Annotated in this window: 20 protein-coding genes; 9 read left to right on the top strand and 11 right to left on the bottom strand. The window is 60.0% G+C overall.

Annotated elements, in window-relative coordinates:
* Window positions 1-6 precede the first annotated feature (6 nt).
* On the top strand, window positions 7-753 hold the full coding sequence (gene pdxJ, locus AD669_RS04950; protein WP_053117400.1) for a pyridoxine 5'-phosphate synthase: 747 nt from the start codon (window positions 7-9) through the stop codon (window positions 751-753).
* A gap of 84 nt (window positions 754-837) precedes the next feature.
* On the opposite strand, the gene mltF is transcribed toward pdxJ, so the two are convergent.
* Window positions 838-2,298 (bottom strand): membrane-bound lytic murein transglycosylase MltF, encoded by a 1,461-nt coding sequence (mltF, locus tag AD669_RS04955; RefSeq protein ID WP_082341386.1) that lies wholly within the window; start codon window positions 2,296-2,298, stop codon window positions 838-840.
* Window positions 2,299-2,583: 285 nt separating this feature from the next.
* Between mltF and purL the strand changes: the two genes are divergently transcribed.
* The 3 genes from purL to AD669_RS04970 all read left to right on the top strand — a co-directional run bounded on the left by purL (window position 2,584) and on the right by AD669_RS04970 (window position 8,289).
* Window positions 2,584-6,480 (top strand): phosphoribosylformylglycinamidine synthase, encoded by a 3,897-nt coding sequence (purL, locus tag AD669_RS04960; protein WP_053117403.1) that lies wholly within the window; start codon window positions 2,584-2,586, stop codon window positions 6,478-6,480.
* A gap of 5 nt (window positions 6,481-6,485) precedes the next feature.
* A complete protein-coding gene (locus tag AD669_RS04965) occupies window positions 6,486-6,797 on the top strand; it encodes a YqfO family protein (protein ID WP_053117406.1) in 312 nt (103 codons plus the stop codon).
* A gap of 1,129 nt (window positions 6,798-7,926) precedes the next feature.
* Window positions 7,927-8,289: a DUF6124 family protein gene (locus tag AD669_RS04970; RefSeq protein WP_053117409.1), complete on the top strand. Its 363-nt coding sequence runs from the start codon at window positions 7,927-7,929 to the stop codon at window positions 8,287-8,289.
* 260 nt (window positions 8,290-8,549) lie between these two features.
* Here the strand turns inward: AD669_RS04970 and nagE are convergent, their stop codons facing one another.
* The 7 genes from nagE to AD669_RS05005 all read right to left on the bottom strand — a co-directional run bounded on the left by nagE (window position 8,550) and on the right by AD669_RS05005 (window position 17,311).
* Complete coding sequence (gene nagE, locus AD669_RS04975) at window positions 8,550-10,262, bottom strand: N-acetylglucosamine-specific PTS transporter subunit IIBC (protein WP_053117412.1); 1,713 nt, start codon at window positions 10,260-10,262, stop codon at window positions 8,550-8,552.
* A gap of 23 nt (window positions 10,263-10,285) precedes the next feature.
* Window positions 10,286-12,799: a phosphoenolpyruvate--protein phosphotransferase gene (gene ptsP, locus AD669_RS04980; protein ID WP_053117415.1), complete on the bottom strand. Its 2,514-nt coding sequence runs from the start codon at window positions 12,797-12,799 to the stop codon at window positions 10,286-10,288.
* Between the two features lie 220 nt (window positions 12,800-13,019).
* Complete coding sequence (locus AD669_RS04985) at window positions 13,020-14,042, bottom strand: SIS domain-containing protein (protein ID WP_110721222.1); 1,023 nt, start codon at window positions 14,040-14,042, stop codon at window positions 13,020-13,022.
* Window positions 14,023-15,129, bottom strand: a complete 1,107-nt coding sequence (nagA, locus tag AD669_RS04990; protein ID WP_053117420.1) for an N-acetylglucosamine-6-phosphate deacetylase — start codon at window positions 15,127-15,129, stop codon at window positions 14,023-14,025. Before nagA ends, AD669_RS04985 begins: the two co-directional genes overlap by 20 nt.
* A gap of 24 nt (window positions 15,130-15,153) precedes the next feature.
* Complete coding sequence (locus AD669_RS04995) at window positions 15,154-15,885, bottom strand: GntR family transcriptional regulator (RefSeq protein ID WP_053117422.1); 732 nt, start codon at window positions 15,883-15,885, stop codon at window positions 15,154-15,156.
* Between the two features lie 281 nt (window positions 15,886-16,166).
* A complete protein-coding gene (locus tag AD669_RS05000; RefSeq protein WP_008081650.1) occupies window positions 16,167-16,682 on the bottom strand; it encodes a murein L,D-transpeptidase family protein in 516 nt (171 codons plus the stop codon).
* 74 nt (window positions 16,683-16,756) lie between these two features.
* Window positions 16,757-17,311, bottom strand: a complete 555-nt coding sequence (locus AD669_RS05005) for an NUDIX hydrolase (protein ID WP_053117425.1) — start codon at window positions 17,309-17,311, stop codon at window positions 16,757-16,759.
* Window positions 17,312-17,458: 147 nt separating this feature from the next.
* On the opposite strand from AD669_RS05005, the gene AD669_RS05010 reads away from it, so the two are divergent.
* From AD669_RS05010 to purT, 5 genes are all read left to right on the top strand, one after another.
* A complete protein-coding gene (locus tag AD669_RS05010; protein ID WP_053117428.1) occupies window positions 17,459-18,058 on the top strand; it encodes a CoA pyrophosphatase in 600 nt (199 codons plus the stop codon).
* A 45-nt stretch (window positions 18,059-18,103) separates the two neighbouring features.
* Window positions 18,104-18,628 carry a gamma carbonic anhydrase family protein gene (locus tag AD669_RS05015; RefSeq protein WP_007954617.1) on the top strand — a complete coding sequence of 175 codons (525 nt, stop codon included), beginning with the start codon at window positions 18,104-18,106 and terminating at the stop codon, window positions 18,626-18,628.
* Window positions 18,625-18,840, top strand: a complete 216-nt coding sequence (locus AD669_RS27940; protein WP_082341387.1) for a DUF1289 domain-containing protein — start codon at window positions 18,625-18,627, stop codon at window positions 18,838-18,840. Before AD669_RS05015 ends, AD669_RS27940 begins: the two co-directional genes overlap by 4 nt.
* Window positions 18,841-18,972: 132 nt before the next feature.
* A complete protein-coding gene (locus AD669_RS05020) occupies window positions 18,973-19,440 on the top strand; it encodes a VUT family protein (protein ID WP_053117431.1) in 468 nt (155 codons plus the stop codon).
* 100 nt (window positions 19,441-19,540) lie between these two features.
* Window positions 19,541-20,722, top strand: a complete 1,182-nt coding sequence (purT, locus tag AD669_RS05025) for a formate-dependent phosphoribosylglycinamide formyltransferase (protein WP_007908992.1) — start codon at window positions 19,541-19,543, stop codon at window positions 20,720-20,722.
* A 97-nt stretch (window positions 20,723-20,819) separates the two neighbouring features.
* On the opposite strand, the gene AD669_RS05030 is transcribed toward purT, so the two are convergent.
* The 3 genes from AD669_RS05030 to AD669_RS05040 all read right to left on the bottom strand — a co-directional run bounded on the left by AD669_RS05030 (window position 20,820) and on the right by AD669_RS05040 (window position 24,630).
* Window positions 20,820-22,136 carry an MFS transporter gene (locus tag AD669_RS05030; RefSeq protein WP_053117433.1) on the bottom strand — a complete coding sequence of 439 codons (1,317 nt, stop codon included), beginning with the start codon at window positions 22,134-22,136 and terminating at the stop codon, window positions 20,820-20,822.
* Between the two features lie 427 nt (window positions 22,137-22,563).
* Window positions 22,564-23,805: a transporter associated domain-containing protein gene (locus AD669_RS05035; RefSeq protein WP_053117436.1), complete on the bottom strand. Its 1,242-nt coding sequence runs from the start codon at window positions 23,803-23,805 to the stop codon at window positions 22,564-22,566.
* A 12-nt stretch (window positions 23,806-23,817) separates the two neighbouring features.
* The gene (locus AD669_RS05040) at window positions 23,818-24,630 is read right to left on the bottom strand and encodes an inner membrane protein YpjD (RefSeq protein WP_053117439.1); all 813 of its coding nucleotides are present in this window, start codon (window positions 24,628-24,630) and stop codon (window positions 23,818-23,820) included.
* Window positions 24,631-24,782 lie beyond the last annotated feature (152 nt).

Raw genomic sequence — 24,782 nt, forward strand, 5'->3', positions numbered from 1 at the left:
GCACCCGTGACCACCAGCAATCGCATTCTTCTTGGCGTGAACATCGACCACGTCGCCACCCTGCGTCAGGCCCGTGGTACGCGCTACCCGGATCCGGTCAAGGCTGCGCTGGACGCGGAAGAGGCGGGCGCTGATGGCATCACTGTTCACCTGCGTGAAGACCGCCGGCACATTCAGGAGCGCGACGTACTGCTGCTCAAGGATGTGCTGCAAACCCGCATGAACTTCGAAATGGGCATCACCGAAGAAATGATGGCGTTCGCTGAGCGCATTCGTCCGGCGCACATCTGCCTGGTGCCGGAAACCCGTCAGGAGTTGACCACTGAAGGTGGTCTGGATGTGGCGGGGCAGGAAGAACGGATCAAGGCTGCGGTTGAGCGTCTGTCGAAGATTGGCAGCGAAGTGTCGCTGTTCATCGATGCTGATGAGCGGCAGATTGCGGCGTCGAAGCGCGTTGGCGCACCGGCGATCGAGCTGCACACCGGGCGTTATGCCGATGCTGAAACCCCGACGGAAGTGGCTGAAGAACTGAAGCGCGTTGCGGATGGCGTGGCGTTTGGTTTGGCGCAGGGTTTAATCGTCAATGCCGGCCATGGCCTGCATTACCACAACGTTGAGGCGGTGGCGGCGATCAAAGGGATTAACGAGCTGAACATCGGCCATGCGCTGGTGGCGCATGCGTTGTTCGTGGGCTTCAAGTCCGCTGTGTCCGAGATGAAAGCGCTGATTCTGGCTGCTGCTCTCAAGGGCTAAGATCAAAAGATCGCAGCCTTCGGCAGCTCCTACAGGTGTACACATAACTCTGTAGGAGCTGCCGAAGGCTGCGATCTTTTGCTTTTAAAGCGGGGCAGGTTCTTGAGCGGGTTTTGACTTGTCGATGCCAGGCACATGCAGATTGCCCTCAGCCACTTGATCACCCTCAAGCTGCGGCTGCGTCACCCAGGTCAGAATGTCGTAATAACGACGAATGTTCGCCACAAAATGCACCGGTTCGCCGCCCCGGGCATAGCCGTAACGGGTTTTGCTGTACCACTGTTTCTGCGCCAGACGCGGCAGGATCTTCTTCACGTCCAGCCACTTGTCCGGATTCAAACCTTCTTTGGCGGTCAGTTTGCGCGCGTCATCGAGGTGGCCGCTGCCGACGTTGTACGCCGCGAGGGCGAACCAAGTGCGATCCGGTTCCTTGATCGAATCGTCGAGCTGATCCTTCATATAAGCCAGGTACTTGGCGCCGCCCATGATGCTCTGCTTCGGATCAAGTCGGTTCGACACGCCCATCGCCTGCGCGGTGTTCTGCGTCAGCATCATCAGCCCGCGCACACCGGTTTTCGAGGTGACGGTCGGCTGCCACAGCGATTCCTGATAACCGATCGCCGCCAGCAGGCGCCAGTCGACTTTCTCTTTCTTCGCGTAATTCTTGAAGTGCTGTTCGTACTTCGGCAGGCGTTGCTGCAAGTGCTGGGCGAAGGTGGTCGCGCCCATGTAACCGAGTACGTCAACGTGGCCGTAGTAGCGATCTTTCAAGCGTTGCAGGGTGCCATTCTTTTGCACCTTGTCCAGATACGCGTTGATCTCGTTGAGCAGGCTGTTGTCTTCGCCTGGCGCCACGGCCCAGCTCTGGTTGCTGGCATCGCCAAGGTCGAAGGCGACGCGGATGTTGGTGAAGTACACCTGGTTCATCGCCACTTCGTTGGAATCGACGAGGGTCAGGTCGATCTGGCCTTCATCGACCATGCGCAGCAGATCGACCACTTCAACCGCGTCGGATTCTTCGTATTCAATGCCGGGGAATTTCTTTTTCAGCTCCGCCAGTTGCTCGGCGTGGGTGCTGCCCTTGAGCACCATGATCTTCTTGCCGACCAGATCGCCGGCGTCGGTAGGGCGCGACTGGCCGTTGCGATAAATGATCTGCGGGGTGACTTCTAAATAAGAGTGGGAGAAACGCACCTGTTGCTTGCGATGCTCGCTGCTGACCAGACCGGCGGCGGCGAGTACCGGGCCGTTGGGTTTGCCGATCTGATTGAAAAGGTCGTCGAGGTTGTCAGCGGTCTCGATCTTCAGCTCGACCCCCAAATCGTCGGCGAAACGCTTCACCAGCTCGTATTCGAAGCCGGTTTCACCGCTGCGATCCTGAAAGTAGGTGGCGGGGCTGTTGCGTGTAATCACGCGCAGCACACCATCCTCCTTTATGCGCTCCAGCGTGTTGGGTTTATCAACACAGCCACTGAGCATCAGGAAGAGTCCGGTTGCGATCAGCCATTTGGCGTACCGCGGACGCAAAGCCGTTGGGAAAAACATGTGCGCAGTATACGCAAACGGCCACTGGCGCCATATCTCGACAGTGCAGGATGACTCTGTTGGCCGTCACAAAACCGCACGAAACCCAGCAGGCACGGGGCTTCGCGGGTTTTTGTTACAGTAAAAATAAGCAGGTCTCAAATCGCTGATTTACCTGACTCCGGAGTCGGAAACACAGATTGATACCCGAGTGCAACCGTGCGTAGCGTTTCGGGTGATGTTGAGGGCGGTTTAGGCTAGAATGCACGGCCTCAAAGCACACCCCTTCCCGAGGCTGTCCCGAAGATGTTGATCCTGCGCGGCGCTCCTGCCCTTTCTGCCTTTCGCCACAGCAAACTCCTTGAGCAACTGAGCCAGAAGGTTCCAGCTGTCAGTGGCCTGTATGCTGAATTCGCTCACTTCGCCGAAGTCACCGGCGTCCTGACCGGCGACGAACAGCAGGTGCTAGCGCGCCTTCTGAAGTACGGCCCAAGCGTTCCGGTACAAGAGCCGACCGGTCGTCTGTTTCTGGTGTTGCCGCGTTTCGGCACCATCTCGCCATGGTCGAGCAAGGCCAGCGACATCGCCCGCAACTGCGGCCTGAGCAAGATCCAGCGTCTGGAGCGCGGTATCGCCTTCTACGTTGCCGGTCAGTTCAGCGACGCCGAAGCCCAGCAGATTGCCGACGTGTTGCATGACCGCATGACGCAAATCGTGCTGGCCAACCTCGAACAGGCCGCCGGTCTGTTCAGCCACGCCGAACCGAAGCCGCTGACCGCGATCGACATCCTCGGTGGCGGTCGCGCTGCTCTGGAAAAAGCCAACACCGAGCTGGGCCTGGCCCTGGCTGAAGACGAAATCGACTATCTGGTCGACGCCTTCAACGGCTTGAAGCGCAACCCGCACGACATCGAATTGATGATGTTCGCTCAGGCCAACTCCGAACACTGCCGTCACAAGATCTTCAACGCCAGTTGGGATATCGATGGTGAGAACCAGGAAAAAAGCCTGTTCGGCATGATCAAGAACACCTACGTGATGCACAGCGAAGGCGTTCTGTCGGCTTATAAGGACAACGCCTCGGTGATCGTCGGCAACGTCGCCGGCCGTTTCTTCCCGAACCCTGAGACCCGCCAGTACGGCGCGGTGCAGGAGCCGGTGCACATCCTGATGAAGGTTGAAACCCACAACCACCCGACCGCGATTGCTCCGTTCCCGGGTGCATCGACCGGTTCCGGCGGCGAAATCCGTGACGAAGGTGCAACCGGCCGTGGCGCCAAGCCAAAGGCTGGCCTGACCGGTTTCACCGTATCGAACCTGCAAATCCCGGGCTTCGAACAGCCGTGGGAAGTGCCGTACGGCAAGCCTGAGCGCATCGTTACCGCCCTGGACATCATGATCGAAGGCCCGCTCGGCGGCGCCGCGTTCAACAACGAATTCGGTCGTCCGGCCCTGACTGGCTACTTCCGTACCTTTGAACAGTCGATCACCACCCCGCATGGTGACGAAGTTCGTGGTTACCACAAGCCGATCATGTTGGCCGGCGGCATGGGCAACATCCGCGAAGAACACGTCAAGAAAGGCGAGATCGTCGTTGGCTCCAAGCTGATCGTGCTCGGCGGCCCGGCGATGTTGATCGGTCTGGGTGGCGGCGCGGCTTCCTCGATGGCCACTGGCACCAGCTCGGCGGATCTCGACTTCGCTTCCGTGCAGCGTGAAAACCCTGAAATGGAGCGTCGCTGCCAGGAAGTCATCGACCGTTGCTGGCAACTGGGTGACAAGAACCCGATCAGCTTCATCCACGACGTCGGCGCGGGCGGTCTGTCCAACGCCTTCCCGGAACTGGTCAACGACGGCGACCGCGGTGGCCGTTTCGAACTGCGCAACATTCCCAACGACGAGCCGGGCATGGCCCCGCACGAAATCTGGTCCAACGAATCCCAGGAACGTTACGTACTGGCCGTCGGCCCTGAAGACTTCGCGCGCTTCCAGGCGATCTGCGAGCGCGAGCGCTGCCCGTTTGCCGTCGTCGGTGAAGCCACTGCTGAACCGCAACTGACCGTGACCGACAGCCACTTCGGCAACAACCCGGTGGACATGCCACTGGAAGTGTTGCTGGGCAAGGCCCCGCGCATGCACCGCTCGGTGGTTCGCGAAGCTGAAATGGGCGATGACTTCGATCCGTCGAACCTCGACATCAGCGAGTCCATCGAACGCGTTCTGCATCACCCGGCCGTGGCGAGCAAGAGCTTCCTGATTACCATCGGCGACCGCACCATCACCGGCCTCGTGGCCCGTGACCAAATGGTCGGCCCGTGGCAGGTTCCGGTGGCCGACGTTGCCGTCACCGCCACCAGCTTCGACGTTTACACCGGTGAAGCGATGGCAATGGGCGAGCGCACTCCGCTGGCTCTGCTGGACGCTCCGGCGTCGGGCCGCATGGCCATCGGCGAAACCCTGACCAACATTGCCGCGTCGCGCATCAACAAGATCTCCGACATCAAACTGTCGGCGAACTGGATGTCCGCTGCCGGCCACCCGGGCGAAGACGCGCGTCTGTACGACACCGTGAAAGCGGTCGGTATGGAACTGTGCCCTGAGCTGGGCATCACCATTCCGGTGGGCAAGGACTCGATGTCCATGGCCACCCGTTGGAGCGATAACGGCGAAGAAAAAACCGTGACCTCGCCGATGTCGCTGATCGTGACCGGTTTCGCGCCAGTGGCTGACATCCGTCAGACCCTGACCCCGGAACTGCGCATGGACAAGGGCACCACCGACCTGATCCTGATCGACCTCGGTCGCGGTCAGAACCGTATGGGTGCTTCGATCCTTGCTCAGACACACGGCAAGCTCGGCAAACACGCGCCGGACGTTGATGACGCCGAAGACCTGAAAGCCTTCTTCGCGGTGATCCAGGGCCTCAACGCCGACGGTCACTTGCTGGCGTACCACGACCGTTCCGACGGTGGTCTGCTGACCTCCGTGGTGGAAATGGCTTTCGCCGGCCACTGCGGTCTGAGCCTGAACCTCGACGGTCTGGCAGAAACCACCGCCGACATCGCCGCCATCCTGTTCAACGAAGAACTGGGTGCAGTGATTCAGGTTCGTCAGGACGCCACGCCAGACATCCTCGCGCAATTCAGCGCGGCCGGTCTGGGCGACTGCGTGTCGGTGATCGGTCAGCCGATCAACAATGGCCAGATCAACATCACCTTCAACGGTGACACCGTGTTCGAAGGCCAGCGTCGTCTGCTGCAACGTACCTGGGCTGAAACCAGCTACCAGATCCAGCGTCTGCGTGATAACGCCGACTGCGCCGAGCAAGAGTTCGACGTGCTGCTTGAAGAGGACAACCCGGGCCTGAGCGTCAAGCTCAGCTACGACGTCAACCAGGACATCGCCGCGCCTTACATCAAGAAAGGCATTCGCCCACAGGTTGCCGTGCTGCGTGAGCAGGGCGTCAACGGTCAGGTGGAAATGGCCGCAGCGTTCGACCGCGCTGGTTTCAACGCGATCGACGTGCACATGAGCGACATTCTCGCCGGCCGTGTCGACCTGAACGAGTTCAAAGGTCTGGTGGCGTGCGGTGGTTTCTCCTACGGCGACGTGCTCGGCGCCGGTGAAGGCTGGGCCAAGTCGGCGCTGTTCAACAGCCGTGCCCGCGATGCGTTCCAGGGTTTCTTCGAGCGTAACGACAGCTTCACCCTCGGCGTGTGCAACGGTTGCCAGATGATGTCCAACCTGCACGAGCTGATTCCGGGGAGCGAGTTCTGGCCGCACTTCGTGCGCAACCGCTCCGAGCAGTTCGAAGCGCGCGTGGCGATGGTGCAGATTCAGGAATCGAACTCGATCTTCCTGCAGGGCATGGCCGGTTCGCGTATGCCGATCGCCATTGCTCACGGTGAAGGTCACGCTGAATTCTCCAGCGAAGAAGCACTGCTGGAAGCCGATCTGTCGGGTTGCGTGGCGATGCGTTTCGTCGACAACCATGGCAAGGTCACCGAGAAGTATCCGGCTAACCCGAACGGTTCGCCGCGCGGGATTACCGGTCTCACCAGCCGTGATGGCCGTGTGACGATCATGATGCCGCACCCGGAGCGAGTGTTCCGTGCCGTGCAGAACTCGTGGCGTTCGGAGGACTGGAACGAGGACGCACCTTGGATGCGTATGTTCCGTAATGCACGCGTCTGGGTTAACTAAGGCCTGTGTATAAGCTGGCGTTTTTTGTTCCTGACAGTCATGTCGAGGTGGTCAAAGGGGCTGTGTTCGCTGCCGGTGGTGGGCGGATCGGTGACCATGACCACTGTGCCTGGCAGGTGCTTGGTCTGGGCCAGTTTCGACCTTTGGACGGGAGTCAGCCGTTCATTGGTGAGGCGGGGCAGGTTGGGCGGGTTGAGGAATGGAAGGTTGAGCTGGTGGTGGTGGATGAGTTGATTGTTGCTGTTGTGGCGGCTTTGAAGCTTAGTCATCCCTACGAGACACCGGCTTATGAAGTGTGGCGGCTGGAAGATTTCTAATAGCCGCTTATTACAAGAAACCCGCAGATGAGAGATCGTCTGCGGGTTTTTTGTTGCTTACGATTTTCCGGGTGATGGGGTTCCAATGTGGGAGCGAGCTTGCTCGCGAAGGCGCCGGATCAGGCAACGATGTTCTGGCTGACCGGGTACATATCCGTTGCTGTGGTAACGGCTTCTTAGGGTTCCGCCCTTACGGCGGGTCACCTTTTCCAAACGCCGAAAAGGTAACCCAAAAGGCTTTGCCCCAACGTTCGGCCCGCTCGCTAAGGCTCGGGGTTCCTTCGCTCCGGGATCCATCCGGGCGCATCGCCTACGGTTTGCTTCGCTGCACCTCCTCTCGATGCATTTGGCTGCGCCAAACGGTCGCTGCGCTCCCACCCCCGGATAAATCCCTCCACTCAGCCTGCCGACGGGGCCTGTGGATCAAGATCAAGAGCAGGCGAGCTGACACTCGGCCTATTGAGTGGTGAGGAGCGCGGCGCGTTCGGCTTCTGTCCTTGTAGGAGCTGCCGCAGGCTGCGATCTTTTGATCTTGCTGTCGTAGGAGCTGAGCTTGCTCGCGAAGGCGTACTGCCAGCCGACCTGTTTCTTTCAGGTGTACCCAATCCAACTGTAGGAGTGAGCCTGCTCGCGATAACAACCTCACAGCAACCAATCACCCGCAGATGTACTCAATCCCTGTGGGAGCCTGGCTTGCCAGCGATGGCGGCCTGACACCCAACCAATTTCTGTCTGAATACATCAGGTCAAAACTGTGGGAGCCAGCCTGCTGGCGATGGGGTCAGTCCAATCACCAAAGAATCAGAGTCTGTTTAGGTTTGTGTAGAAATAGCAGAACCTTCCCACAAGGTTTTCAGGTTGTCCGTCGGACGCGCGCTCTCTAGTCTTTGCCTGTCGCTGCCAATTCAGCGACCGGGAGGTGAGATACCCGATTTGGATCCCCAGACAAGTGCCCCCATAATTGCGGCCAGCTAACGCTGTCAGCAATTCCTTATGGCGGCTATGTGCGGGCGGACTTCGGTCCGGCCGGTTTTGGGGTTCTATCGGTGATCTCACTCCGTACATGGCTGCCACCTCTTCTTCGAGTGAGATCGGGAGCAAGTGGCTGCAAACTTAAAGGACTTGTTCGATGGACAAACTAATCCCAGATCCACCCCCCGAAACCACCACCCCACTCGAAGCCGCCATCCGCGCCGAAGACTTGGCAAAAAACCGCGAAGCCATCAAACGCGCCCTCGATTTCTACCTCAGCCCTGAACCCGCCAAACCCCGACAACCGAGCACGATGTTCCTCGTCCACCCCAGCGTCGACACCGAAAGCCTGCTCGCCCACGCTTGTGAATCGTTGGCCTCAGCGAACGCCATGGCCAGCAACTTCGCAACCGAGCTAGGCGGCTTGCAACGCAGCACGGCACTGGCCATCCAGCAAATCATCATGCTCGCCGAACTCGCAGTAAACCGCGCACTGGATCGAGTCGATCCACAAACCTGACGACCGCGTCATCGTTCATCGCCAGCAGGCTGGCTCCCACAAGGTCGTGCACAATTTTGAGAACAGTGAAGAACCTGTGGGAGTCTGGCTTGCCAGCGATGACGGCCTGATGGCCGACCTGATTCTTCGGATTGATAGCTTCCCTGTAGGAGCTGTCGAGTGAAACGAGGCTGCGATCTTTTGCTCTTGCTTATGATTGTAAAAAAGCAAAATCAAAAGATCGCAGCCTGCGGCAGCTCCTACAGGGGTGATGTGTGGGGTCAGACTTTGGCGCTGACTTCGCTGCGGTTGACCAGGCTTTCCAGCGCCCCACTCAAACTCGCCGCCTTATCCCCCACCAGCAAATGCCAGACCCCGCCATCCAACTGGCTGACACCGTGACACCCCAGATCCTTCAACTGCGCCTCGGACAACGCCTTGCCATCCGCCAATTGCAGGCGAATCCGTGTCATCGCAATGCAATCCAGTTGCAGCACATTGTCGCCGCCGCCCAACGCGTTCAGCCATTGCTGCGCCTCGGAACCGGCAACGGCCACAACTTTAGGCTCATCAACAACAGCGGTTTCAACCAAAACAGCACGCCCCAACGCCGGCATCGCCAGACGAATCTCATCGGCAATGCTGTCCGCCATCGGCCCGACCACAACCTGCAAACTGCCACCTTTACCCGGTCGCACAACCGCCATCGCACCCAGCGCTTTCAGATCAGCATCCGAAGCCTTGTTGCGATCAACCATCTCCAGCCGCAGCCGCGTGGTGCAGGCGCCAACCGTCAGCAGATTTTCAGCGCCGCCCAATGCCTTGATGTATGCACTGGCGCGCTCGTTCTCAGTCAGTACGGCTTTTTCACTGACAGCGACATCCTCACGCCCCGGCGTTTTCAGATTGAAGCGACGAATGCAGAAGTCGAAGACGAAGTAGTAGATCACCGCGTAAGCCAACCCAACCGGGAACACCAGCCAACCATTGGTGGATTTGCCCCAGCCGAGAATCATGTCGATAAAGCCGCCGGAGAAGGTGAAGCCCAAGTGGATGTTCAACGCATTGGTAATCGCCATCGACAACCCGGTCAGCAACGCATGCAGCAGATACAACAGCGGTGCCAGAAACATAAAGGCGAATTCAATCGGCTCAGTCACCCCGGTCAAAAACGAGGTCAGCGCCATCGACAGGAAAATCCCGCCCATGACTTTGCGGCGTTCCGGCAGGGCGTTGCGGTACATCGCCAGGCACGCCGCCGGCAGGCCGAAGATCATCATCGGGAACATGCCGGTCATGAACTGGCCGCCCTTCGGATCGCCGGCGAAGTAGCGCGACAGGTCGCCGGTTACCAATGCGCCGGTAGTCGGGTCGGTGAAGTTGCCGAATACAAACCACGCCATGTTGTTGAGGATGTGGTGCAGGCCGGTGACGATCAGCAGGCGATTGAACACGCCGAAGACGAACGCGCCGATGCTGCCGCTTTCCATCATCAGGGCGCCGAAAGCGTTGATGCCGTGCTGGATCGGCGGCCAGATGTAGCCGAACACCACGCCCAGACCGACCGCTGCAAACCCGGTAACAATCGGCACAAACCGCCGGCCACCGAAGAACGCGAGATACTCCGGCAGCTTGATGTCCTTGAAGCGGTTGTACAGCGCGCCGGCCATCAGGCCGGCGACGATGCCGGCGAGCATGCCCATGTTGATGGTCGCATCGAGCACCTTCAGCGTGGAGATCATCACCAGGTAACCGATCACCCCGGCGAGGCCGGCGGTGCCGTTGTTGTCCTTGGCGAAACCGACGGCGATGCCGATGGCGAAGATCATGGCCAGGTTGGCGAAGATCACTTGGCCGGCGTCGTGGATGATCGCGATGTTCAGCAGGTCAGTGTCACCCAGACGCAGGAGCAGGCCGGCAATCGGCAGGATCGCGATCGGCAGCATCAGCGCGCGGCCGAGGCGTTGCAGGCCTTCGATGAAGAGTTGATACATGGCGTTTGTCCTTGTTGTTTTTGTTAGCGCAGTGGCCAATGTTGATGACAGGCGTGGCGCACGGCGGCGGCGCTGCTCAACTTGAGCAGGTCGCGACTGAGGCGCTGGCATTCGGCTTCGTGCACCTGGCGCACGCGATCCTTGATTTCACCGATCTGCACCGGGCTGACCGACAATTCGGTAACGCCCAGACCAATCAGCACCGGCGTGGCCAGCGGATCAGAGGCGAGGGCGCCGCAGACGCCGACCCAACGCTTGTGCACCGCCGCGCCTTCGCAGGTCATGGCGATCAGGCGCAGCAGCGCCGGGTGCAGGGCGTCGACGCGGGCAGCCAGACCGGCGTGATCGCGATCCATGGCCAGGGTGTATTGCGACAAATCGTTGGTGCCGATGGAGAGGAAGTCGGCGTGTTCAGCGAGTTGTTCGGCTTGCAGCGCGGCGGCGGGGACTTCGATCATTACGCCGATTTCTGGACGCTGAGAGATGTTCATCTCCAGGCACAACGCATCGACGCGTTGGCGGATGTGCAGCAGTTCGTCGACTTCGGTAACCATCGGCAACAGGATTCGGCAGCGACGCAGCGGGCTGACTTGCAGCAGCGCGCGCAGTTGCTGATCGAGGATTTCCGGGCGGGCCTGAGCCAGACGAATGCCGCGCAGACCGAGCACCGGGTTGGCTTCGATCGGCAGCGGCAGGTAATCGAGTTGCTTGTCGCCTCCGACGTCGATGGTGCGGATGATTACTGACTTATCGCCCATCGCATCGATCACAGCTTGGTAGGCGCTGCGTTGCTCTTCCACGTCCGGAGCAGTCTGCCGGTCGACGAACAAAAACTCGGTGCGCAGCAGTCCGACGCCATCGGCGCCGTTGGCAAAGGCATCTGCCGCTTCACCGCTGGAGGCGACGTTGGCGACGACTTCGATGTGCACGCCATTACGGGTTTCGGCCGGCAGATGAGCTTTGGCCTGTTGAGCATCGCGACGTTGCTGGCGATCGATTTGCGCCTGCTGAACTTCAGCCAAGCGCTCAGCGTTTGGCGTCAGTTCCAGACGACCGCCATCGGCATCGAGCACCACCGATTGACCTTGCGGCTGATCAAGCAATGCCGAACCCAGCGCCACCATGCATGGCAAACCTTTGCCGCGAGCGAGAATCGCCACGTGCGATGTCGCGCCACCCTCGGCCATGCACAACCCGGCGACACCTTGGGCGCTGAGTTGCAGCAGATCCGAAGGCGTCAGTTCATGTGCCGCAACAATGGCACCGGCGGGTACATCGTAATTCCATGCTTCGCCGAGCAACGCACGCAGCACGCGTTGTTTGAGATCGCGGAGATCGTTGGCGCGCTCAGCCAGCAGCGCGCTGCCGGTGTGCTGCAGGACTTCGCACTGCACATCGATCGACTGGCTCCAGGCGTGAGTCGCCGCAGTGCCTTGTTCGATGGATTGCTGTGCCGCGTCGAGCAGCGCCGGGTCTTCCAGCAACGCCAAATGCGCGGCGAAGATTGCTTCTTCATCGGCATTCTTGTGCTTCTTCGCTTGGGCGAGGGTGCCTTCGATTTCGTCGCGCACTTGCGTCAGCGCGGATTCAAAAATCTGCTGCTGTTGCAGCGGGTCATGATTGCCCGTATCCGCCGGCAAACTGATCGCATTCAAACGGAATAGCGGTCCACCGACCAGTCCCGGCGCGGCGCAGACACCGTGCAACACACCTGCCTCGGCCGGGCGCTTAAGAGGGGCAATACTGACCGGTGCCGCCGCGTGATGATCATCCGGCAGGGCAGTCGCCAGCGCCGTGAGCAACGCTTGCAGCGCCGCTTCAGCATCCGGCCCCTGACAGCTGACCTGCACTTCATCCTGTTCGCCAACCGCCAATCCCATCAAACCGATCAGGCTGTTGCACGGCGCCGATTTGCCGGCGAAGTGCAGTTGCGACTGGCTCTTGAAACCTTGCGCGGTCTGCCGAATCAACGCCGCCGGGCGAGCATGCAAACCGCCACGATGCGCCACCAACACATGACCATGAACCTCTGGGCCGCCGACGACTTCGGCGCTCGCTGTCGAAGCGTTGCGCGCAACAATGTGCAGCAACGGTTCGCCGACTTTCACCGCCTTCAGCGTAATCGGACGTACCTGAAAATCCTGACTGTTGGTCAGAATCAACAGGCTGACCAAGCTTTTGCACTGCTGGCCGACCTTGTCCAGGTCGTAGCGCAACAACGGCTGGCCCTGAGTCACGCGACCACCTTCCTTGACCAGCATCGAGAAACCTTCGCCGTTCAGTTCAACGGTGTCGAGGCCCAGATGCAGGAGAATTTCCGCGCCGTTGTCGGCACGCACGGTGAGTGCGTGGCCGGTGCGGGCGACGTGGATGATCACCCCGGCGCACGGCGAGTACAGCGTGTCGTTGATTGGGTCGATGGCGATGCCGTCACCCATTGCGCCGCTGGCGAACACCGCGTCCGGGACTTTGGCGAGCGTGAGCACCGGGCCGCTGAGCGGGGCGCTGAGGGTCAGCTCTTTATTGTTGTTGTGCATGGCTCGGTCTCATCAGTAATTTCGCTGGCCCTTGTAGGAGCTGCCGAAGGCTGCGATCTTTTGATCTTGTTTTTTGTAAATCAAAATCAAAAGATCGCAGCCTTCGGCAGCTCCTACAGAGGTTGTGCACCCATCAGCGGTTTTCGCGTCCGCCGACAGGGTTGTGCATCAATCGGCTGTTTTGCGTCCGCCGATTGGGTCATGCGTCGATCAGATGGTGTCAGTGCGTGCGGGTCACTTTGCTCAGGTGGCGCGGCTGATCCGGATCCATGCCACGGGCCACGGCCAAACCTGCCGCCATCACGTAGAAACTCTGGATCGCCAGAATCGGATCGAGCGCCGGGTGCTCGGCGCGGGTCAGTGTCAGGTCGCGTTCGCTCACGTCATCCGGCGCGGCCAGCAACACACGAGCGCCGCGTTGACGCATTTCTGCCGCCAGGCTCAACAAGCCAGCCTGTTCAGCACCGCGCGGTGCGAAAACCAGCAACGGATAGTGTTCGTCGATCAGCGCCATCGGGCCGTGACGCACTTCGGCGCTGCTGAACGCTTCGGCCTGAATCGCCGAGGTTTCCTTGAATTTCAGCGCCGCTTCCTGGGCGATGGCGAAACCGGCACCACGGCCAATCACCATCAAACGCTCGCAATCGCGCAACGCTTCGATGGCCACGCTCCAGTCCTGTTTTGCCGCTTCGCGCAGGCCTTCAGGCAGGGCGTTACCGGCCTCGAGCAATTCGCTGTCCTCTTTCCAGTGCGCGATCAACCGGGCGCTGGCGCTGAGGGTGGCGATAAAACTCTTGGTCGCGGCGACACTGCTTTCAGTCCCGGCGAGCAGCGGCACGCTGAATTCACACGCCGCTTCCAGTGGCGAATCGGCGGCGTTGACCATCGACACGCTCAGCGCGCCACGTTTGCGCAGCAGACGCAAGCTGTTGACCAGATCCGGACTCTGCCCCGATTGCGAAAAGGCGAACGCGACCTGACCGCTGACCTTCAACGGCGCTTGCTGCATGGTCACCACCGACATCGGCAACGACGCTACCGGCACGCCCAGTTGCTGCATGGTCAGGTAAGCGAAGTAGCTCGCCGCGTGGTCGGAGCTGCCGCGCGCAACGGTCATCGCCACTTGCGGCGGCTGACGGCGCAGGCGCCCGGCGATCTCGATCATTTGCGGGTCGAGCTGTTGCAGTTGGGCTTGCACGGCCTCGAAGGAGGACAGCGCCTCCTCAAGCATTTTTGAAGTCAATGTCTTCTCCTTCGACCATGACGGCGGTCAGTGTGAGTGAGCGATCGAGACGCACGCAGTCGGCCCAGGCACCTGGTGCAAGGCGCCCGCGTTCGGTGATGCCGAGGTAGTCGGCGGGGAATTGCGACAGACGCTGCGAAGCCTCGGCGATCGGCAAACCGATCTTCACCAGGTTGCGCAGGGCCTGATCCATGGTCAGCGTGCTGCCGGCCAACGTGCCATCGGGCAGGCGCACGCCGCCCAGGCATTTGGTCACGATGTGGCTGCCGAGCTTGTATTCACCGTCGGGCATGCCGGCGGCAGCGGTCGAATCGGTGACGCAATACAGGCACGGGATCGAGCGCAGGGCCACCCGAATGGCGCCGGGATGCACGTGCAGCAAATCCGGAATCAGCTCGGCGAATTTGGCGTGGGCCAATGCCGCGCCAACGATGCCCGGCTCGCGGTGATGCAGCGGGCTCATGGCGTTGTAAAGGTGAGTGAAACTGGTCGCGCCAGCCTCCATTGCAGCAACGCCTTCCTCGTAACTGCCGAGGGTGTGGCCGATTTGCATGCGCACGCCACGGCTGCTCAGTTCGCGGATCAAGCCGTCGTGACCGGCGATTTCCGGGGCGATGGTGATCACGCGGATCGGCGCCAGTGCCAGATATTCTTCGACTTCGGCCATCAACGCGGTGTGGGCGAAGTTCGGTTGCGCACCAAGTTTGCCGGGATTGATGTACGGGCCTTCGAGGTGGACGCCGAGAACGCGCGCGGCACCTTTCGGACGCTGTTCGCAGAACTCTCCGACGTCCTTCAACACGCTGGAGATCTCGGCACTCGGCGCAGTCATGGTGGTGGCCAGCAGCGAGGTGGTGCCGAAACGCACGTGGGTTTTGGTGATGGTTTCGAAAGCGCTGGCGCCCTCCATGATGTCTTTGCCGCCACCGCCATGCACGTGCAGGTCGATGAAACCGGGCAGCAGATACGGCAGATCATTGGTTGCCGGATCGCAAGGCACGCCTTCGATCGACACGACTTTGCCGTGTTCGTGGATCAGCCGGCCGCGAATCCAGCCGCTGGCGGTGAGGATGTTGTCTTCGGACATTTCGGTTCTCGCTTATGGCTGCGCTTAACGGCGAAGCTCTGCAACAAAGTCGTAGTAGTCGTTGCGGCAATAGGTGTCGGTGACTTCGATCGGTGTGTTGTCTTCGAGGTAACCGACCCGGGTCATCAGCAGCATCGCGGTGCCGGGGGCGATGCCGACCAGCGCGGCGAACTCGTCCGAGGCGTTGATTGCCTGAATGTGCTGCAGGGCGCGGACAATCGGTTTGCCGATGCCGTCGAGGTATTCGTAGAGGGAATCGCCGACCAGTTGCGGCTTGGGCATGATCGAGGCGGGCAGGGTGCTCATCTCGATGGCCATTACCGTGTCATCGGCTTTGCGCAGACGCTTCATGCGCGCGACCTTGTCGTTCGGCGACAGGCTGAGGCGGATCAATTCTTCGTGGGTCGGCAGGGTTATTTCGCGCTCCAGCCATTTCGAACTGGGTACGAAACCCTTCAAGCGCAGCATCTCGCTGAAACCGGACAGGCGCGACAGCGGTTGTTCGAGGCGTGGGGTGATGAAGGTGCCGGAGCCTTGCAGGCGGCGGATCAGGCCTTGATCGAGGAGGACTTCGAGGGCTTTGCGCGCGGTGACGCGGGAGATGCCGAGCAACTCGCTGAGATTGCGCTCGGACGGCATCGCCTGTTCGGCTTTCCACTGGCCGGCATGAATCGCCGATTCCAGATTGCGCGCCAGTTGCAGGTACAACGGCGTCGCTTGTTGGTCGTCAGGGCGCAAGGCCTGGAGGTCGTTCATGTCGGTGTCCGGTGCGGGTATTGGAGTGGTTGTCGCCCGTGAATGCAGCGAAAATTAATACCACTTGAATACCATGTCAACGTGGTGACAGGGCCGGAAACCCTTATGGATCGAGGCTTTGGAGTAGGGTGGTTCTAAGTGGTATTAGGGGTGGGGGTGTAAACGCAAAAGATCGCAGCCTGCGGCAGCTCCTACACGTTGAAGTGGTATCACCTCTGTAGGAGCTGCCGAAGGCTGCGATCTTTTGATTTATTTTTTTGCGGGTGACCAGCGGTCAATCGTTAAGGGCGGATTTCAACCATCGTGCCGTCCGGCACCAGGCTCCACACTTCGCGCATATCCACATTGCGCATGGCGACGCAGCCGTCGGTCCAGTCGAGGGTGTGGAACAGGTCTTCCGGGGTTTCTTCGGAATCCGGCGTGCCGTGGATCATGATCATCCCGCCAGGCTCAACGCCTTCGCGCCGGGCGCGGGCCGAGTCGCTGATGTTCGGGTAGGAAATGTGCATCGACAGGTTGAATTTGTCGCTGGTCTTGCGCCAGTCGATCCAATAAAAACCTTCCGGTGTGCGCTTGTCGCCTTCAATCAGTTTCGGACCTTTTTTCGCGCCCTTGCCCAGGGAGATGCGATAGGTCTTCAGCGGCTTGCCGTCGGCGATCAACTGCAGCTGATGCGCCGATTTGAGCACCAGGACTTTTTCGATAAGCGGGGTATTCGCCGGCGTCACGGTGGTCACGAAGGACGCTTGGGAAACGCTAACGAACGACAGGCAGAACAGGGCAAGCAACCAGCGCATTGAAACGATTCCCCAAGGAGTGACGCAGATAAGTGTTGTGTAGGAGCTGCCGCAGGCTGCGATCTTTTGATCTTCTAACCGACAATCACCGGCTGCACCAACGGCGGAATCGATTCCGAACGCACCGGATACACCTCAACCCGCCGATCAGCGAAGAAGCATTCTAAGGTACGCCCCACCGTCCTGAAAGCCAGCTCGTCCCATGGAATGTCGGCTTCGTCGAATAGTTGCACTTCGAGGCTCTCGGGGCCGGCGGCAAAGTCCAGATCAACCAGCTCCGCGCGGAAGAACACATGCACCTGACTGATGTGTGGCACGTCGATCAGCGTATAGATGCTCAGGTTACGCACGCGGGCGCAGGCTTCTTCGGCAGTTTCGCGGATAGCGGCCTGTTCGATGGTCTCTCCGTTCTCCATGAACCCGGCAGGCAACGTCCAGTAACCGAGGCGCGGCTCGATGGCACGGCGGCACAAGAGCACTTTTGTGCCCCAGGTCGGCACGCAACCGGCGACGATATTGGGGTTTTGGTAGTGAATGGTCTGACAGCTGTCACAGACAAATCGCCGCCGCGAATCGCCTTCGGGAATGCGCTGGGTGACCGGGTTACCGCAGTGGCTGCAAAATTTCATGCTGGGCTTCCTGAATGCTGCGCCTATCTTGGCGTGCAGCGGTGTCGGTCGGCAAGTTGTCGTTTCGCGACATGGCGAGATTCGGGGGCTTGGGCGGCTGCAATGATTGGTGCATGATGCAGGGTAAGGCACCGATCGAGAACACTCATGCTGGACGAGCTACTGCATAGGGTAAGCAACCACACACCGCGCACGCTGGAGACCGACAAACGTTTCCCCGAGGCCGCCGTTCTGGTGCCGATCACCCGCAGTGACCAACCGGAACTGGTTCTGACCCTGCGCGCCAGCGGGCTCTCGACCCATGGCGGCGAAGTGGCTTTCCCCGGTGGACGCCGCGATCCCGAAGACCCGGATCTGATCTTCACCGCCCTGCGCGAAGCCGAAGAAGAGATCGGCCTGCCGCCGGGACTGGTCGAAGTCATCGGCCCGCTCAGCCCGCTGATTTCCCTGCACGGCATCAAGGTCACGCCTTATGTCGGCGTAATCCCCGATTTTGTCGAGTATCAGCCTAATGATGCCGAGATCGCTGCGGTGTTCAGCGTGCCGCTGGAATTCTTCCGCAAAGACCCCCGCGAACACACCCATCGCATCGACTATCAAGGTCGCAGTTGGTACGTGCCGAGCTATCGCTACGGCGATTTCAAGATCTGGGGCCTGACCGCCATCATGATCGTCGAGTTGATCAATCTGCTCTATGACGCCAAGATCAGTCTGCATACTCCGCCTAAAAGCTTTATTAACACCTAAGCCATCGTTCGAATGGCCATCACCGTGAGCCCTGAGGAAAACAAGATGAAATACCGCCTGGGCGACGCCCGTGTCGAGACCCACCCGCAGAGCTGGGTCGCCCCCAATGCCGTGCTGGTGGGCAAGGTCAAACTGGAAGAGGGCGCCAACGTCTGGTTCAACGCTGTGCTGCGTGGCGACAACGAACTGATCCTGATCGGCAAGAACAGTAATGTGCAGGACGGCACCGTGATGCACACCGACATGGGCTATCCGCTGACCATCGGTACCGGCGTGACCATCGGCCACAACGCCATGCTGCATGGCTGCACCGTTGGCGATTACAGCCTGATCGGTATCAACGCGGTGATTCTCAACGGCGCGAAGATCGGCAAGAACTGCATCATTGGCGCCAACTCGCTGATTGGTGAGGGCAAGGAAATTCCGGATGGTTCGCTGGTGATGGGCTCGCCGGGCAAGGTTGTGCGTGAGCTGACCGAGCCGCAGAAGAAGATGCTTGAAGCCAGCGCCGCGCACTATGTGCATAACTCCCAGCGTTATGCGCGTGATCTGGTTGAGCAGGAAGAATGAACACGCCAGAAAGACCGGTTGCCTCGCCGTGCGTGAATATTTGTGCGCTGGATGAGGATGATATTTGCACCGGGTGCCAGCGTACGGTGGAAGAGATTACGCGCTGGGGCCGCATGAACAATGACGAGCGCCGGGTGGTGCTGGGGTTGTGTCATGAACGGGCAAAGGCGAGTGGGTTGGTGTGGATGATTGGTAAGACACCCGGGCATTAAGATCAAAAGATCGCAGCCTTCGGCAGCTCCTACATTTGAAATGCGTTCCCTTGTAGGAGCTGCCGCAGGCTGCGATCTTTTGATTCTGCTTTGGCTGAAGTAATCTGTGCGCCAATCTGCCAGGTCGCCCCCATGATTTTCCTCATCGCCTACATCAGCAGTGTCGTGCTGATCAACTTCGCCTTCTCCACCGCGCCGCACCTGGACATCATCTGGTCGGCCTGGGGCGGTCTGGTGTTCGTGCTGCGCGACATGGTGCAAATCCGTTTCGGTCACGGTGCAATCGCGGCGATGCTGGCGGCGCTGGTGCTGTCTTACGTCACCTCCGACCCCTCCATCGCATTGGCCAGCGCCACGGCGTTCGCGGTCTCCGAAATCATCGACTGGCTGGTGTTCAGCATCACCAAACGTCCGTTGCGCGACCGCTTGTGGATCAGCTCGGCGCTGAGCATTCCTCTCGATACCTTCATCTTTTTCGGCATGATCGACGCCATGACGCCACCGGTGATCATCACCGCACTGCTGTCGAAATTCGCCGGTGTAACCGTCGTCTGGCTGATCATGGCCTGGCGCGATCGCAAACAGGCCGTCGCCAGCTGAAGCCAAAGCCTCGGGTTCATGTAAAATGCCGCGCTTTCTCCCCATGGAAAGCGCGTCTGGCGTCGCTTTCCTCGATGATCCGCTGCTTTGAGGACCTGAGATGACCCGTATCGGAACTCCGTTGTCGCCAACCGCGACCCGCGTATTGCTGTGTGGCTGTGGTGAGTTGGGCAAGGAAGTGGTGATCGAGCTGCAGCGCCTGGGCGTTGAAGTGATCGCCGTTGACCGCTACGCCAACGCGCCGGCCATGCAAGTCGCCCATCGCAGCCACGTGATCAACATGCTCGACGGCGCCGCCCTGCGCGCGGTGATCGAAGCCGAGAAGCCGCACTTCATCGTGCCGGAAATCGAAGCCATCGCCACCGCCACCCTGGTTGAACTGGAAGCCGAAGGCTTCACCGTGATCCCGACCGCGCGCGCTGCACAACTGACCATGAACCGCGAAGGTATCCGTCGTCTGGCCGCTGAAGAGCTGGATCTGCCGACCTCGCCTTACCATTTTGCCGACACCTTCGAGGACTACAGCAAAGCCGTTGAAGACCTCGGTTTCCCATGCGTGGTCAAACCGGTGATGAGCTCGTCGGGCAAAGGCCAGAGCCTGCTGCGCAGCACCGATGACGTGCAGAAAGCCTGGGATTACGCGCAAGAGGGCGGTCGCGCCGGCAAAGGTCGGGTGATCATTGAAGGCTTTATCGATTTCGACTACGAAATCACCCTGCTGACCGTGCGCCACATCGGCGGCACCACGTTCTGTGCGCCAGTTGGCCACCGTCAGGAGAAGGGCGACTACCAGGAATCGTGGCAGCCACAAGCCATGAGCCCGATTGCCCTGGCTGAATCCGAGCGTGTTGCCAAAGCCGTGACTGAGGCGCTGGGTGGCCGTGGTCTGTTCGGCGTTGAGCTGTTCATCAAAGGTGATCAGGTATGGTTCAGCGAAGTCTCGCCACGCCCGCACGACACCGGTCTGGTCACGTTGATTTCCCAGGATCTGTCGCAGTTCGCGTTGCACGCTCGCGCGATTCTGGGACTGCCGGTGCCGTTGATCCGTCAGTTCGGGCCTTCGGCTTCGGCGGTGATTCTGGTGGAAGGGCAGTCGACCCAGACAGCGTTCGCCAATCTGGGTGCGGCGTTGAGCGAGCCGGACACGGCGTTGCGTTTGTTCGGCAAGCCAGAAGTGAATGGCCAGCGCCGTATGGGCGTGGCGCTGGCGCGGGATGAGTCGATCGAGGCTGCGCGTGCCAAGGCGACCCGTGCTGCTCAGGCTGTTGTCGTAGAACTCTAAACCGGGTCGCGGCATTCACGAGCAAGCTTTGCTCCTGCATAAGGTCGCGTTGCGACGCTGATCTGTAGGAGCAAGGCTTGCCCGCGATGGCGGTCTGTCAGGCCACCCGATTCAGATCGTTATCCCGCGTCTCTTTCAGACACAGCACCGCAATCAAACTCAGCACCGCCGCCCCCGACACATACCCGCCGACATAGCTCAAACCACCCATCGCCACCAGTTTTTGCGCAAAGAACGGCGCCGCCGAGGCCCCGACAATCCCACCCAGGTTATACGCCGCCGAAGCACCGGTATAACGCACGTGGGTCGGAAACAGCTCCGGCAACAGTGCGCCCATCGGTGCAAACGTCACGCCCATCAAAAACAGCTCGATGCACAGAAACAGCGCCACGCCCCAGGTCGAGCCTTGCGTCAGCAATGGTTCCATCAAGAACCCGGACAGAATCGCCAGCACGCCACCGATGATCAACACCGGTTTACGCCCATAACGATCGCTGGCCCAAGCCGACAATGGCGTCGCAGCCGCCATGAACAGTACGGCAAAGCACAGCAACCCCAAGAATGTCTCGCGGCTATAACCCAACGTGGAAACCCCGTAACTCAGGGAAAAAACCGTCGAGATATAGAACAGCGCATAGCACACGACCATCGCCGCCGCGCCCAACAAGGTCGGTGCCCAATACTGGCTGAACAGTTCAACCAGCGGCACTTTCACTCGTTCCTGACGCGCGATGGCATTGGCGAAGACTGGCGTTTCGTGAAGTTTCAGGCGCACATACAGGCCAACCATCACCAGTACCGCGCTAAGCAGGAACGGAATGCGCCAGCCCCAACTGCGGAACTGCTCGTCATCGAGAGTCATGGCCAGGGTCAAGAACAAGCCATTGGCCGCAAGAAAACCAATCGAAGGGCCGAGTTGCGGAAACATACCGAACCACGCGCGTTTGCCTTTCGGCGCGTTTTCCGTGGCGAGCAGTGCAGCACCGCCCCATTCACCGCCCAATCCCAGGCCCTGACCAAAGCGCAGCACACACAACAGAATCGGCGCCCACGCGCCAATCGTGGCGTAACCCGGCAGCACGCCGATCAGCGTCGTACACACGCCCATCAATAGCAGAGATGCGACCAGCGTCGATTTACGCCCGATACGGTCACCGAAATGGCCGAACAGCGCCGAGCCCAACGGTCGGGCCAGAAAAGCGATGCCAAAAGTAAGAAACGCCGAAAGCATCTGCGCCGTGCCGGACGTCTGCGGAAAGAACACCGGCCCGATCACCAGCGCAGCCGCCGTGGCGTAAACATAGAAGTCGTAGAACTCGATCGCGGTGCCGATAAAACTCGCCGTCGCCACGCGGGTGGCGGAGTTGGTCGGTTGGGCAGGCGCGGTGTCGCTGAAAGCGGTACTGGTCGTCATGCGGTGATCCCTGACAGTCATGAGCTCCGTTGGAGCGAATTATTATGGTCGAACACCCAGGGATGTGGGATGAGGCGCGGTCGCTGTTTCAGGTAGGAACAGTCGCCGGAGTACAGCGGAAATGGCCGAAACCGGTCTGGTGCGGGGTAAGCACGCGGTTTGGCAACGCTTGGGTAAGCGGATTTGATTATAGGAAGGGGGCTAACAATCAAACAAGAGCAAAAGATCGCAGCCTTCGGCAGCTCCTACATTTGGGACATATGGGACATTGGGAACATTTGGGGCATTTGGGGCATTTGGGACATTTGGGACATTTGGGACATTTGGGGCATTTGGGGCATTTGGAACATTTGGAACATTTGGAACGCATTCCAATGTAGGAGCTGCCGAAGGCTGCGATCTTTTGATCTTTTGATCTTTTGATCTTCTATCGGGCCGGCACCAAAGCAGGCACAGACGAGGTATGCCAGATCAACACCTTGCTCACCCGGTTCTCCTCAGTCTCAAGAATCTCCAGTCGATAGCGCCCGATCTTCAAGCAAACCGCACTCTCGGGAATCGTCTCCAGCGCCTCAGTCACCAACCCGTTCAGCGTTTTCGGCCCATCACTCGGCAAATGCCAGCCCAGGCACTTGTTCAATTCGCGAATCGAAGCGGTGCCATCAATCACCATCCGCCCGTCAGCCTGCGGATGAATGTGCGGGTTCTCCAGGCTGTGCTCGCTCTCAAACTCGCCGACGATCTCTTCAAGAATATCTTCCAGCGTAACGATGCCGAGCACTTCGCCGTACTCATCGACGACCATGCCCAGGCGCCGCTGCTGCTTGTGGAAGTTCAGTAGTTGCAGTTGCAGCGGCGTACTTTCCGGGACGAAATACGGCTCGTAACTCGCCGCCAACAACGCCTCTAGCGTCAGATCGCCGTTGTTCAGTAAATGACGGATCTGGCGGGTATTGAGCACCGCTTCAACCTGATTGATGTCGCTGTGGAACATCGGCAGGCGCGTGCGCTTGTTCTGGCGCAGTTGCTCAATGATCGCTTCAATCGAATCGTCGAGGTTGATGCCGTCGACGTCACTGCGCGGCACCAGAATGTCGTTGACGGTGATGTTGTCCAGCGCATGAATTCCCGAAACCGGGTGTGCGTGAACAGGATGCTCGGGGTCATCACGACGATCGCCGGGCGCGTCGTCGTCGCTCTGCTGCACCACTTGCGGCTTGCGCGCGAACGGGCGGATCAGCAAAACGCTGACACGGCTGAACAGCCAGGCCAGTGGGTAAACAATCTTCAGCGGAACCGCCAACAACGAATTGCCGAAGGCCAGCACGGCATCCGGATAACGTTGGGCGAGGGTGCGCGGGAAGTAATCGGCGAACACCAGCAACACCGCACCGGCACCCAGGCACGCTGCCCACGGGCCGTTTTCCTCGCAGAGGAAAATCGCCAGCAACGTCGCGATGACCACCGCGAGTGCTCGGCACAAGGTGTTGCAGAGAATCAGGCTGTCGAGCGGGAAGCTCAGCTTCGCCAGCGGTTTATCGCTGGCGCGCGAGGCGGTGCGTTGCGCGAGCAGATGCTGCTGCGCGATTTCGACGGCGGTAAACAGCCCTGACCATAAAATCAGCAGGACAAATACCGCGAGCATCGGCCCTATGGGCAAACCGTCCATTTATGCCGCCCGTCAGATGTGCAGGATGTATTCACGAACCAGTTTGCTGCCGAAATACGCCAACATCAGCAGGCAGAAACCGGCGAGAGTCCAGCGAATCGCCTTGTGACCGCGCCAGCCGAGACGGTTGCGGCCCCACAGCAGCACGCTGAACACGATCCAGGCCAGACACGCCAGCAAGGTTTTGTGTACCAGATGCTGGGCAAACAGGTTCTCGACGAACAGCCAGCCGGAGATCAGCGACAGTGACAACAGCGTCCAGCCGGCCCAGAGGAAGCCGAACAACAGGCTTTCCATGGTTTGCAGCGGCGGGAAGTTCTTGATCAGTCCGGACGGGTGTTTGTGCTTGAGCTGGTGATCTTGCACCAGCACCAGCAAGGCCTGGAACACCGCGATGGTGAACATGCCGTAGGCCAGCAGCGACAATAGAATGTGCGCGAGAATGCCCGGCTCCTCGTCGATGATCTGCACAGTGCCGGTCGGCGCGAACTGCGCCAGCAACACCGTGACCGCGCCGAGCGGGAACAGCAGCACCAGCAGGTTCTCCACCGGAATCCGTGAGCAGGCGATCAAGGTCAGGGCGATCACCGCCGCCGAGATCAGGCTGGAGGCGCTGAAAAAATCCAGGCCCAGGCCAATCGGCGTCAGCAAATGCGTGAACAGGCTGGCGAACTGGGCCACCACGGCGAGCACGCCGAGCGTAACCAGCAGGCGCTTGTTCGCCTTGGCACCGGCGGCCAGACGCGTGCCTTGATAGAGAGTCGCAGCGGCATATAGAAGGGCGGCGGCGAGGGTGGTCAGCAAACTGGGTGACAAGGGGAGCATAAATCCTGTTAGGCAAGCCCGAAAGGGGCTGAGTTTGGCATAGAACCGCCATGGCACGAAAGACTCAGGAAGCTGACGGCGAGGTGTCCGCCAGCCGCAGTCTTCGCTATAATCCGCGACCTGCCCACGCCGCAGGCTCGCCGAGCACATGT

Source organism: Pseudomonas sp. P1.31 (assembly GCF_001269815.1).
GTDB lineage: Bacteria > Pseudomonadota > Gammaproteobacteria > Pseudomonadales > Pseudomonadaceae > Aquipseudomonas > Aquipseudomonas rustica.